At 35.2% G+C, this 12,437-nt stretch carries 10 protein-coding genes; 7 read left to right on the top strand and 3 right to left on the bottom strand.

Features of this window, described 5'->3' with window-relative positions; genetic code table 11:
* Positions 1-69: 69 nt before the first annotated feature.
* On the bottom strand, positions 70-2,265 hold the full coding sequence (locus tag AC57AW_RS05475; RefSeq protein WP_318847465.1) for a glutamine synthetase III family protein: 2,196 nt from the start codon (positions 2,263-2,265) through the stop codon (positions 70-72).
* 494 nt (positions 2,266-2,759) lie between these two features.
* Here AC57AW_RS05475 and AC57AW_RS05470 point away from each other — a divergent pair, with 494 nt between their 5' ends.
* On the top strand, positions 2,760-4,451 hold the full coding sequence (locus AC57AW_RS05470; RefSeq protein WP_318847464.1) for a DUF6909 family protein: 1,692 nt from the start codon (positions 2,760-2,762) through the stop codon (positions 4,449-4,451).
* Between the two features lie 86 nt (positions 4,452-4,537).
* On the opposite strand, the gene AC57AW_RS05465 is transcribed toward AC57AW_RS05470, so the two are convergent.
* Positions 4,538-5,782 carry a phage integrase SAM-like domain-containing protein gene (locus AC57AW_RS05465; protein WP_496351108.1) on the bottom strand — a complete coding sequence of 415 codons (1,245 nt, stop codon included), beginning with the start codon at positions 5,780-5,782 and terminating at the stop codon, positions 4,538-4,540.
* A 300-nt stretch (positions 5,783-6,082) separates the two neighbouring features.
* Here AC57AW_RS05465 and AC57AW_RS05460 point away from each other — a divergent pair, with 300 nt between their 5' ends.
* The 6 genes from AC57AW_RS05460 to AC57AW_RS05435 all read left to right on the top strand — a co-directional run bounded on the left by AC57AW_RS05460 (position 6,083) and on the right by AC57AW_RS05435 (position 11,706).
* Positions 6,083-6,727: a hypothetical protein gene (locus tag AC57AW_RS05460; RefSeq protein WP_496351107.1), complete on the top strand. Its 645-nt coding sequence runs from the start codon at positions 6,083-6,085 to the stop codon at positions 6,725-6,727.
* A gap of 116 nt (positions 6,728-6,843) precedes the next feature.
* Positions 6,844-8,121, top strand: a complete 1,278-nt coding sequence (locus AC57AW_RS05455) for a hypothetical protein (RefSeq protein ID WP_496351106.1) — start codon at positions 6,844-6,846, stop codon at positions 8,119-8,121.
* Positions 8,122-8,230: 109 nt separating this feature from the next.
* Positions 8,231-8,662 (top strand): transposase, encoded by a 432-nt coding sequence (locus AC57AW_RS05450; protein WP_496351105.1) that lies wholly within the window; start codon positions 8,231-8,233, stop codon positions 8,660-8,662.
* A gap of 21 nt (positions 8,663-8,683) precedes the next feature.
* Positions 8,684-9,019, top strand: a complete 336-nt coding sequence (locus tag AC57AW_RS05445) for a helix-turn-helix domain-containing protein (RefSeq protein WP_496351104.1) — start codon at positions 8,684-8,686, stop codon at positions 9,017-9,019.
* Between the two features lie 166 nt (positions 9,020-9,185).
* Positions 9,186-9,656, top strand: coding sequence for a DinB family protein (locus AC57AW_RS05440; RefSeq protein WP_496351103.1), 471 nt, complete (start codon positions 9,186-9,188; stop codon positions 9,654-9,656).
* A 211-nt stretch (positions 9,657-9,867) separates the two neighbouring features.
* Positions 9,868-11,706, top strand: a complete 1,839-nt coding sequence (locus AC57AW_RS05435; protein WP_496351102.1) for a M1 family metallopeptidase — start codon at positions 9,868-9,870, stop codon at positions 11,704-11,706.
* 46 nt (positions 11,707-11,752) lie between these two features.
* On the opposite strand, the gene AC57AW_RS05430 is transcribed toward AC57AW_RS05435, so the two are convergent.
* The gene (locus AC57AW_RS05430) at positions 11,753-12,355 is read right to left on the bottom strand and encodes a hypothetical protein (RefSeq protein WP_496351101.1); all 603 of its coding nucleotides are present in this window, start codon (positions 12,353-12,355) and stop codon (positions 11,753-11,755) included.
* Between the last annotated feature and the right edge of the window lie 82 nt (positions 12,356-12,437).

Raw genomic sequence — 12,437 nt, 5'->3', positions numbered from 1 at the left:
AGGTGTTAATAAAACAAAAAAATTCCCCGGAAAACCGAGGAATTTAAACTAATATGAACTTTACAGGTGTTATTTTGTGAACAACATTTCTCTGTATTTTGTCATCGGCCAAAGCTCATCATCTACCATCATTTCCAATGCATCAGAAGCATCTCTGATAGGATCAAATAGTGGTTTTACTTTGCTGCAGTATTCTTCTGCCTGCTTTTGGCTGTTTGATATGCTTTTTGCCGCTTCTCTGGCTTTAATAAGATCTTCCACACCAAGTTTAATTTTTGAAACATTTTCAGAAATGCTTGTAATTAAACTCATCTGCTCTTTTGCTAAAGATTTGAATTCTTTATCACCAAAGATCTCTTTAAGGCCTTTCACGTTTTCAATTAATCTGTTCTGATAATTTAAGGCAGAAGGAATGATGTGGTTTCTTGCGATATCACTTAACACTCTTGCTTCAATATCAATAACGGTAGAATATTTTTCTAATTTAATTTCGTTTCTCGCCTCAACTTCTCTGTGGTTGAAAATTCCCATCTCTTCATATAGATCTAAGAATTTCTTATCCATTTCTTGCTTTAATGCTTCCGGAGTTGTTTTAAGGTTGTTTAATCCTCTTTTCTTAGCTTCTTTTGCCCAGTCATCAGAATATCCGTCACCTTCAAACATAATGCTTTTACACTGCTTGATGTATTCTCTTAATACATTAAAGATCGCTTCGTCTTTCTTAAGACCGGTTTCAATTAAAGCATCAACTTCTTTCTTGAAATCATTAAGCTGTTTTGCTGCTATGGTATTCATTACCGTCATAGATTCTGCGCAGTTTGCAGAAGAACCTACCGCTCTGATCTCAAATTTATTTCCTGTAAATGCAAATGGAGAAGTTCTGTTTCTATCTGTGTTATCTAACAAGATTTCAGGAATTTTTCCAACTACGTTTAATTTTAATTCTGTTTTCTCCTCAGGAGATAATTTCCCGTTAGTTACTTTTTCAAGTTCTTCTAAAACGCTGAACAGCTGACTTCCGATAAATACGGAAATAATTGCTGGCGGCGCTTCATTAGCACCAAGTCTGTGGTCATTACTTGCAGAAGCAATACTTGCTCTTAAAAGATCTGCGTATTCGTGAACCGCTTTAATCGTGTTAACAAAGAACGTTAAGAACTGTAAGTTTTTCTTTGGGTTTCTTCCTGGGCTTAGAAGGTTTTCACCTGTATCAGTAGCTAAAGACCAGTTATTGTGCTTTCCGCTTCCGTTTACTCCTGCGAATGGTTTTTCGTGGAACAAAATATGGAAATGGTGTTTGTGAGCTACTCTTGCCATGATGTCCATCAACAAAGAGTTGTGGTCTACAGCAACGTTTACTTCTTCAAACATTGGAGCAAGCTCAAATTGGTTTGGAGCAACCTCGTTATGTCTTGTTGTTGCAGGGATACCCAATTTCATACATTCAATTTCCAACTCTTTCATGAAGTTCATTACTCTTGTAGGAATAGAACCGAAATAGTGGTCATCTAATTGTTGTCCTTTTGCAGGAGAGTGTCCAAGTAATGTCTTACCTGTTAACACAAGGTCAGGACGAGATTGGTATAAAGCTGAATCTACAAGGAAATATTCCTGTTCCCAGCCTAAAGTAGGGGTTACTTTTGTAACATTTTTGTCAAAATACTGCATTACGTTAGTTGCAGCTTCGTCTACAGCGCTCAAAGCTCTTAAAAGAGGTGCTTTGTAATCTAAAGTTTCTCCTGTATAAGAAATAAAGATAGATGGGATACACAATGTAGTTCCCATGATGAAAGCAGGAGATGTAGGATCCCAAGCAGTATATCCTCTCGCTTCAAAAGTATTTCTGATACCTCCGTTAGGGAATGATGAAGCATCAGGTTCTTGTTGGATCAATAAGTTTCCACTGAATCTTTCAATAGCTCTTCCTCCTTCAATAGGTGTGAAGAATGAATCATGTTTTTCCGCAGTCGTTCCTGTTAAAGGCTGAAACCAGTGTGTATAATGTGTTACGCCTTTGCTCATTGCCCAGTCTTTCATTGCTACAGCTACCTGATCAGCAATATGTCTCTGGATTTTAGTTCCTTTCTTTACAGCATCCATAATAGAGCTGAATGCTTCCTTTGTTAAATATTCTCTCATTGTCTCTTCTGAGAAAACATTTGTACAGAATAATTCTGAAAGTTTTGCAGGAATCTCAACAGAGTTATCTTTTCTGAAGTCCTTAAATGGTAGAGTTTCTAATGCTTTGAATCTTAAGGTTGACATGTTTGGGTGATTTTTGATAGGGCAAATTTACAAAAAAAATGAATCCAAAACATTTTAACCCTAAAAATTTTAGGGGTGTTTTGAAATTTCATATAATTTAAACAGGTGTTTGGGTGTTTTTTGATGGGGTAGTTTTGTTTTTTATGGTTAAAAGTTGACATTCGCAGGCTTGAAAAACCAAGGACATTACCTTTAACTGTACAAAAAAGAAGATACAGTCCGATATAGAAATAGAATTGTATAGCATTAAAATTACAATTATTTTAAACTAATTCCTGATTTTTTTTCTGAAATAAATAAAAAGATGGATGTAGAAACAGAAAATGAATAGGAGAAAGGCTAAAATAATATGACAATAAGCATCAGATAAAATAATAATATGATTCAGAATACTCCAAAATAAACCTGCTTATCCCTAGGTTTTAAACAACTTATTAAAAGATAGTTAAAATAAGTTGAGTGGAGATTTTGTATATTTGTGTGAAATTTATTTTATGACAAATTCTAGAGCAAGAGAAACAACGGAGGCTATTGAAAGACTATACATCTCTATGAGACACTTATTTTATAGAGGGTTTTTCAAGCCAGGAGGAGTTTCAGGAGAGAGCATCAGAAGCTTGCTGAAGACAATCAACCCAGAAATTTATGGTACCATGAATATTCCAAGTAAATTGGAGCTTGACGGGTTGATGTATGTTTTAGACAGACTTCCGGAAGGAATTGAGGAATGCGCTTTTATTCATCTTACATCAGATGAAGGGTTTGATAAAGGAAGTTTCGAACCTATTGTTCCAAAGAAAAGAAGAAGAAACTGTTATAGAATAGACGAACACCAGATGAATATTGAAGTTCTTTTGGGACGTTCCGAAATTTATGACATTCTTACCCACCTTACATTCCTGTTTATAGAAGCTGATAAAATCCGTAACCTGGCATTTATCCAGGATGAAAACTGGAAGCCGACACGCGCCTTTAAGATTATTGAAGAGGTTGTGAAGGGTGAAAAGAAATTCAGCAGAAAAGAAAAGGAGGTGGCACTTATTCATCTTTCTTCTTTAATAGGAAGATCTTTTGATGAAACGTTAAGAGCTTACAATACTTTCGGTGATGATCATAATCCTGACCGTTTATTCAAAATCATCTATAACTTAGGAAAAGTAAGTCTTGAGGATGCCAAAAGCAGCAGAGAAAGAGAAATTCATTTCAGTTCTATATTGAAGGAAAGAGTAGGGCACCATTATTTTGGTGAAAAATGGGCGAATAAAGTGAAAGAAGTCTTATTTGAAAATAATCTTCATATGAGACCTTTGCATATTATTTCTGCCAATATGCACTCTGTGAAAAATATGCTGTATGCCAATAACGCTCTTAAAAAGAAACAGCATCATGAGATCGACTATAAGTTATACGAAGACATCTCCAATAAAAAAGAACTTCGTGACAAAGTATTAAAATATGCTTTGGATGAAGGGATGATCCATATTGCTGATAAAAGTGGGAGTAATATCGATGTTCAGATCATTGACCTCAGCAAAACAGATCTAAAGAACACACCATTTGCTGACAGTAAGTTTACAGGAGATGATGTGATCATGGTATTCGATTATGCTTTCGGAGAGCAGGCTTTTGAGGTGATGGACGAGCTTTTGAGACCTTTTGAGCATAAGGGAGAAATCTATATGATGAAAGTGAAATCTGTCTCTATTATGGGTAAAGCAGGAATTCTGACAGGAGAAAAGGGAGATATTATGATTCCTACTTCTCATATTTTTGAAGGAACTGCAGATAACTATCCATTTGAGAATGCCTTGAAGCTGGAAGATTTCGAAGACGATGAATTGAAAGCTTTTGAAGGTCCAATGATTACTGTTCTGGGAACTTCACTGCAAAACAGAGATATCTTATCCTACTTTATGAACACTTCATGGAAAGCGATTGGTCTTGAAATGGAAGGAGCTCATTATCAGAAAGCCATTCAGGTAGCCTCGAAGATCAGACATCACATTTCACCGGATCTGTTTGTAATGTACGCTTACTATGCTTCAGATAATCCGCTGGAAACAGGAAGTACATTGTCTTCAGGAGGGCTGGGTCTTACAGGAGTAAAACCAACCTATCTGATCACTTTAAGAATCCTTGAAAAGATTCTAAGAAACAATAAGAAAGAAGTTTCTGCTAAAAAATAATGGTAATTTAATTATTATAATATGAGCCTCAAATGTAAAATACATTTGAGGTTTTTTTTAATATGAATGACAGAATGTGTTGCTTGCTATTGAAAAGCTATTCTCCCTTCATCAATGGTGTCAAAATAATTACTCAGAGATAAAATACGGTCTTTATTTACAGGATTAATATATCGTAGAAACATTTGTTCGGTACTGTGTCCGGTGGCTTCCATCAGAAGCGGTGTCGGTATTTTTCCATAAAAGTTAGTAGCAAAGCTCCTTCTTCCTATGTGACTCGAGAGGGTTTCCCATTTTTCTGATTGTACTTCTCTGCTTCTGTACCCGATTCTTTTTCTGGATCTTAACGATTCATTCAGGTGGGCTAGTTTTGCAATTTCTTTAATGGATCTGTTATATTGTTGGATATCCATTATTTTAGGAAAGTGATTTTCGTTCTTTTCAATGATATGTAGTACTTTAGGATGTAGGGGCAGAAAAATTTCTTTTTTTGTTTTCTGCTGTGCAAAGGAAAGGCAGGTCTTTCCTTCTATAATTTGTACTTGCCGCATATTGAAACGTATAAAATCTGAAAAGCGCTGGCCTGTATAACAGCTGATAAGCAGCCAGTCTTTTGCAGCTTGTAGTTCTTTTGGAACATTCGTTTTCTGTATTTTGATGATCTCCTTTTCTGTAAGAGTTACCACTTCTTTCTTTTGCTTTTCCCTGCGCAGCTCCAGTTCTCTTACACGAGTTCTTATGCCTTTTCTTTCTACAAAATTTAAAATAGTTTTGATAAAATGAATGGTGCGGTAGATTGTATTTTCACTATATTCTTCTTTCTTTCCAAAAATCATGAAATCACTTATGAAATCAGAGTCAACATTTTCAATATAAATAAATTTACATGAGAATCCTTCAAAACGTTCCAGGAGACGAAAGAAAACTTTATATCTTTTATAAGTGGAGTGGCAGATGAGATCCTTTTTGCTGTCAATATACCATTGCATGTAATAAAGGAGTGTGTTTTCCTGTGGTAGATCTTCCATTCCTGTACATATTTCTTTTATTTTAAATGCTATTTTGCGTCGGAGAACTTTTTTATAATCAGTTTCTTGATGATCAATATATGCGGTTATTTTCTTTTTTATACAATCCAGTTTTGTGTTAAGGAGTTTATTTTTTTTCAAATAAATATTATTGGGGCGTTGTTTTTCTTTGTCCCAGTTTTCTTCAGAAATAGTAAGCTGGGTAAGGAAATTGTATATTTTGTTCTGTTGGTTATCAGTAATTCTAAGGTTGATGTTTTTTTGTGAATTGCTGTTTTTAGATAAGAAAAATTGGAATGTCATTCTGCCGAGTTTAACGATTACTACAGGCTAAGTTAAAACAAAAAAAGTAGTCCTCTTTAGACTACTTTTTCAATGCAAATATAAACTTTTTTTTGAGAATCCCAATAATTTAAAAACCTGTTTTCTAGTTTGTTGTAAGTGTTTTATTTTATTGATTTATTATTTATGCGTTAAAAAAACACAACAAAAGACCTATATTGGTGTTAATTCTTCATTGCGAAGTTATTGATTTGTAAATCAATGGGTTAAATAATAGTCTAAAGAGGACTATTATTTAATGATATGATGAAAAACATTCTGATGAAAGAAAGTTTGTTTCCAATAGCATACCGTAGATGCGGTATGTCTATTGGCTTTTTTCTGCAGTTCATCTCTGTGTTTTTATTCTCTCAAACTTTTAATAAAAATAATCCGGTAGTAAGCATACAGAATGGTGTTATTTTTTATACAGCACATGACTTTTCCGGCGAAATTAAAGATCTAAGTATTCGGGAAACAAAAATCGATACCGGCAAAGCTAAAATTTATATTGCAAAAGATGTCAATATATATGGCGTAGAACATTTTGGAAATTCAACATTTAATAAAGAAAAGACGATTGCTTGCAGATCAGAAAAAAGAAAAGCTGATGTAAAGCCAAAAGATCAAAAAGCAAAACTTTATAAGGATGAGAAAAAAACTATTGCTACTTCTTTTATAAGTTCCTCAGAAAACAGTCGTACATTCTTTGTGTTGTCCGAAAGTTATCTGGGATTTGCCGTATTAAATAATAATCCTGTTATCCAAAAATTTCAGATCGTATATGAAGATTTATATGTGCCTGCATACTCTGTTACTAAGGAAGCTATCATCATATTTTCAGCCCATTCATCTTCTCTTGTAAAAGAAGAAGTGCTGGCTCATTATTCCAGGCCACCACCTTTCATTATGTTTTTTACTGTTTAAGCCTTTACAATTCCTATCAAATTTAAAAATCATGAAAAGGGAAGTAAAGGATTTCTAAGATAACAATATTCGAGTTTAAAAAACGCAAAAAATATAATTAGTTTAAAATATATATTATGAAAAACAAGTATTTATTAATTTTATTCGTGATGCTATTTCAAGTAGCAAATAGCCAGGTCGGAATCGGAACAACAGCACCCAGAGGCGCATTAGATATTAATAAACCAACCACCTATAATATGGGCTTGGTATTGCCTACCAATGCGTCTACCGGAAATATTATAAACCCTCAGGGAGGAAATGTAGCAGAAGGAACAATTATTTATGACAGCAGTATGAAATGTGTAAAAGTATTTAACGGCACAGCATGGTCAAACTGTTTATGTGATGCTTGTTCTACTACTCCTACTATAGCGGCGGACTGTACTCAAAGCGGCTTTCAGGGTATTTATACAGGAGGTGTAGCATTATCTGGAGCCACATTTTCTGTAACACTTACCAATAACTCCTTTTCCACGGCTACGATTGGCTTTCAGGCCAGCGACCTTACTTTAAGTGGTGTAACCGGAGTAACTGTTGCTTCTGTAACCCCTGCATCGGCTACTCTTAACGCAGGGCAATCACAAGTAATTACTTACAACTTAAGCGGAACCCCTTCCGCATCCGGAACCTTAACGGGAGCATGGGCTAAGTTAAATTTAAGCTGTTCAAACTCTGTAGCTGTTCGAAAAACAGTTCGTTTTGCCTATTGGTCTACCTATGCAATAGGAAGTGCTGAACAGGCTGCGTACAATTCGCAACTGAGCAATGCTGCTAATTATGGAACTGCCGGAACATATACAGGTAATTTCAATGGGTTTACTTTTACAAATATCACCTCTACTTTATCAGGGCTTACAGTGGCAAACTTATTAAGTAACTATGATGTTATAAGTACAGGATTCGCCAATATGACGGCTGCTGATGCTGCTAAAATTAAAGGATTTGTAGATGGAGGAGGAGTTGCAATCATCCTTTTTGATTCTGGTGTTGGAACCGGTCTGTTTAATGCATTCGGAGGTACAGGTGCTGTAGGTGCTGGTGTGGCAACTGCAACAACCAATATCAATGCGATCAACAATGGAATATTTGGGAATACAACAAATACTCTGATAACAGGTCAGGGAACATATGGTGCGGTCACGACTGCTCAATTGCCTGCAGGATATACGCTTTTGGCTGCTAATGGAGCTGCTCCTCAAATATTTGTTGCTGGAAATCAAGGGAAAGCTATTTTCTTCTGGGATGAAGGGACTTTCAGAGATACCTCAGTGGCAGGTACTGTGATTGACACTCAACAAGAGAGATTCTTGCATAATATCATGGCTTATGCATTAGGTAAAGCTGGGTTTTAATCTGTAAATCAGGTTTTGAATTTTGATGCAGTGCTTCTTTCTTTAATATGATGAAAAGAATATTGAAAATTGAAGGCTGCATCTTTTTAATAATCTAAAAAGCTGTACAATGACAAATTTTAAGGAAATACATATAGGAAAGATGATTGAAAAAAGAATTACAGAATGTGGAACGGACATATCCCGTATCTGTAGCTTTATGAAATGTTCAAAGGAAGAAATAAACAAGATGTATGAAGCCGAAAGTTTAGATGCTGAGGTTCTACTCCGTTGGAGCAAGCTTTTGGAATACGATTTTTTTAGAATTTATACACAGCATCTGATATTATATGCCCCGCCCTCTTCTGAAAAGAGCAACCACAAAAAGACATCCCTTCCTCAATTCAGGAAGAATATTTACACTAGAGAAATCATAGATTTTGTCCTTGAGCTTATTGAAAGTGGAAAGAAAACAAAATTTCAGGTAATAGACGATTACAGAATACCTAAAACAACCCTTTACAAATGGATAGAAAAATATAGAAAAACAACAAATATTTAAGCTTAAGCCTAAAAAATTACTATGAAAAAATCTACTATCAATTATCAGCAAATCTTCATGGATATTCTTGACGCCAAATATCCTGAGAAAAAAGCAGCGTGTCTTCCTTTACTGCAAAAAGAAAATCTATCAGAAATAGATATCATAACGCTTAATCAGAAAATATTTGGAAAAGCAGATAAAAAGATAGAAAATCTTAATCAGAAACACCGCTCTTATGGTAAATCTGCGATTCTGAAAATACTGGACTTTCAAAAAAAGAATAATATGAATAACCTTGAGCTGGCGAGTTATTTTAACCTTAGCAGAAATACAATCACAAAGTGGAAGAAAATTTTCTACGTAACAAATTCGTAAATAATCAGTATTATGATTTCATAAGAGTATTGAATGCTGTCACCATGATTCCCCAATACAAATGTCAGTTTTCTAAAAGCTGACATTTTTTTGATATCTACAAAGTCTATGGATCTTAGAAATTATTATCCAATTACTTATCTTTAGAAAAATAAATAGCTTGCCCATGAGTTCAGTGTCAGAATTATCAAAAAGATTCAGAGAAGTCCTGCTTGATGGTCTCTGGATTGCCAATACCAATTTTAAAGACCAGCTTTCAGATGTTACCTGGGAACAGGCGGTGAAGAAGATAGATTCTTTAAATACCATTGCTATGCTCACTTTTCATATCGATTATTATATTGCAGGCATTGTCAATGTTTTTGAAGGCGGTGGTCTCGAGATCAAAGACAAATTCAGTTTTGATCTTCCTCCCATAGAGTCTCAAAAACAATGGGAAGATTTGTTGAATAAACTTTGGTCAGATTCTGAAAATTTTGCAATGTTGCTGGAACAGATGCCAGATGCTAAACTTGATGAGGTTTTTGTAGATGAAAAATACGGAACTTACCAAAGAAATATTGACGGAATGATTGAGCATTGCTACTATCATCTGGGACAGATTACTTTAATCAAAAAACTGTTGAAAAATAAGTAGAAACGCCAATTATCATACTATCAAAATCACCTATGAAAATCTGTGCTATTGGCAGCTCATATAATCAATCACCTCATCTTTATAAATTTCTATTTTAACAATTCTGATTAAAATCTATCTAAAACCATATTAAACAGAATAAAATCTCAGAATAACTCCTATTTGAGGGTCTTATTTAAATTACCTACCTTTAAAAAAAATAAAATTTTAAATGAGAAAATCGGCTGCAATCATTTTTGCGTTTATCATTTCACAATTTCAGGCTCAGCAAGGAGCTTATTATCAGCAGGCTGCGAGGTACAAGATGGATATTGATGTCAATGCTGAAAAATTTACCTATCAGGGAAAACAGACTTTAGAATACACCAACAATTCACCAGATGAGCTGAATGTGGTTTATTTCCATCTATATTGGAATGCTTTTAAACCTAATTCTATGATGGATCAAAGAGTAGCTTCCCAAGGCAAAAATGGTGACGGAAGACTGCAGAAAGATGGTATCTCAAGATTGGCTTCCATTCCTAAAGATCAGGAAGGAGCTCAGAATATCCACTGGATCAAGCAAAATGGGAAAGACCTGAAGTTTGAAGTTCAGGAAACCATTATGAAAGTATACCTGGCAGAGCCTATCAAACCGAATTCTACCACTACTTTTACGATGGACTGGGATTCTGTGATTCCTCAGCAGATCAGAAGAAGCGGCAGAAACAATAGGGAAGGTGTAGATATGACGATGACGCAATGGTATCCGAAAATTGCAGAGTATGATTATGACGGCTGGGCAACTTTTGATTATCTGGGAAGAGAATTTCATGCGCCGTTCTCAGACTTTGATGTTACTATTAAAATCAACAAAGATTATGTTGTAGGAGCAGGAGGTATTCTTGAGAATCCAACAGAAGTAAAAGGGTATGATACCAATGCTAAAATAAAAACCGAGAAAGACAAAAAAGCAATCTGGAAATGGACTGCAAAAAACATTCTTGATTTTGCCTGGAGTGCAGACAGAGATTATTCTGTAGAAAGTTTTGATGTTCCTGAAGGTCCGAAAGTATATTTGGTATACCAGAAAAATGACAAAACAAAAGCATGGAGCGAATCACAGCCTTATATCACCAAGTATTTCCAGATCATGAATGCTCACTTTGGAAAATATGTGTATCCTACCTATGCATTCATTCAGGGAGGTGATGGCGGAATGGAATACGGAATGTGTACCATGATTTTAGGTGAAGCGAAAAATGTTAAAGATTTACTGGGGCTAATGGCTCACGAAGGATCTCACTCATGGTATCAGCAGATGCTGGCTACCAATGAATCTGTACGTCCATGGATGGATGAAGGTTTTACAAGCTATGCAGAAGGATATACCATGTATCAGCTATTCCCTGAAGATTTGCCGAATCCTTTTGTTGAAAGATTGGATGCTTACAGAAAGTTTATTAAAAAAGGAATCGAAGAACCTGCTGTCTGGCTAGGAGACCACCATGATAACGGAACGGCTTACACGTATGCATCTTATGTAAAAGGGGAATTATACCTGGTGCAGCTTGGATACATTATGGGTGAACAGAATCTTGCTGAAACCTTAAAACAGTATTATGACCAGTGGAGCATGAAGCATCCTTCAGACAGAGATTTTCTTCACATTGCACAGAAAGTTTCCGGGATGGATCTGAAGTGGTTCCATAATTATTGGATCAATACGACAAAGACGATAGATTACGGAATAAAGGATGTAAAATATGATGCAAAATCTACAACCATTACCTTAATCAACGATGGTCAGGTTCCAATGCCGATAGATTTCGGAGTGATGACAACGGATAAGAAAATAGTGACTTACCAGATTCCATTGAATATGACTCATACATGGAAAGAGAAGGATATCTACGGTGATTTTAAAACAATGCCTTACTGGCCTTGGACACAGAAAGAATATACTCTTACCATTCCTTACACCAAATCTCAGTTGTCTGTCTTGGGAATTGATTTCAGCCAGAGAATTGCAGATGTAAACATGGAGAATAATTTTGTTGAAGTAAAATAATTATATCACAGATAAAAAAATCCACAGATGAGTCTGTGGATTTTTTTTATTTTATTCCGAATTGCAGTACCATCCAATGATTCGGATGATTTTTGATAAGATCCTGCCTCAAGGTTTCATCTTTCGTGTTCAAATAGCTATAAACCTTTAAAGGAACAGAATCAGGATATTCCTTTAACCCGCTTGCAACGGTTATTTTTGCTTCCTCTTTTTTTTGACCTCCATCTAAGGCTTCAGCTTTAAAAATGTAAATGATTGCCGGGATTTTTCCATACACATCTTTTGTTTCATTTTCCAGAAGACTCATGATTTCAATCTGAAATTCAGGATTGGGACTTGTTCCTTTTGTTACTGCCTGGCTGATATGCTGCTGATACATCAGGAGAAGATATAATAAGTGCATATTTTTGGTGTCAGTATCAGAGACGGCTTTTTCCATTTTATGCATAAACTCAGGAGTCATTTCGTCATTTTCAGCCTGAAGATTCTTTTGATAAAGCTCCTCCATCAGATCATAAACTACTTTATCATTAGGGTCAATTTTTGACAGATTTTTTATTTTTTGAAAAACGGTTGTTATTGCAGAGCCAGACTGCGCAAAAATAGAGACACTAAGGCATAATAAAGTACCGAGGATCAGTTTTTTCATGAGTTGTTTTGAATAATGTTTTGCAATTAAATATACTGATTTGTTTCAAAGAAAGAAAAAATAAGTGTGTCATTGTAATTTA

This window comes from Chryseobacterium sp. BGA-UO-ETr-SB22 (genome assembly GCF_059567885.1).
Note: the sequence above shows the minus strand (reverse complement) of the source record. Positions and strands in the feature narration are given on the sequence as shown.

What these genes read in the sequence shown, in the direction of transcription:
- AC57AW_RS05475 (WP_318847465.1), bottom strand. Translation starts at nt 2,265, where the DNA reads ATGTCAACCTTAAGATTCAAAGCATTAGAAACTCTACCATTTAAGGAC.
- AC57AW_RS05465 (WP_496351108.1), bottom strand. Translation starts at nt 5,782, where the DNA reads ATGACATTCCAATTTTTCTTATCTAAAAACAGCAATTCACAAAAAAAC.
- AC57AW_RS05445 (WP_496351104.1), top strand. Translation starts at nt 8,684, where the DNA reads ATGAAAAAATCTACTATCAATTATCAGCAAATCTTCATGGATATTCTT.
- AC57AW_RS05430 (WP_496351101.1), bottom strand. Translation starts at nt 12,355, where the DNA reads ATGAAAAAACTGATCCTCGGTACTTTATTATGCCTTAGTGTCTCTATT.
- AC57AW_RS05435 (WP_496351102.1), top strand. Translation starts at nt 9,868, where the DNA reads ATGAGAAAATCGGCTGCAATCATTTTTGCGTTTATCATTTCACAATTT.
- AC57AW_RS05450 (WP_496351105.1), top strand. Translation starts at nt 8,231, where the DNA reads ATGACAAATTTTAAGGAAATACATATAGGAAAGATGATTGAAAAAAGA.
- AC57AW_RS05440 (WP_496351103.1), top strand. Translation starts at nt 9,186, where the DNA reads ATGAGTTCAGTGTCAGAATTATCAAAAAGATTCAGAGAAGTCCTGCTT.
- AC57AW_RS05460 (WP_496351107.1), top strand. Translation starts at nt 6,083, where the DNA reads ATGAAAGAAAGTTTGTTTCCAATAGCATACCGTAGATGCGGTATGTCT.
- AC57AW_RS05455 (WP_496351106.1), top strand. Translation starts at nt 6,844, where the DNA reads ATGAAAAACAAGTATTTATTAATTTTATTCGTGATGCTATTTCAAGTA.
- AC57AW_RS05470 (WP_318847464.1), top strand. Translation starts at nt 2,760, where the DNA reads ATGACAAATTCTAGAGCAAGAGAAACAACGGAGGCTATTGAAAGACTA.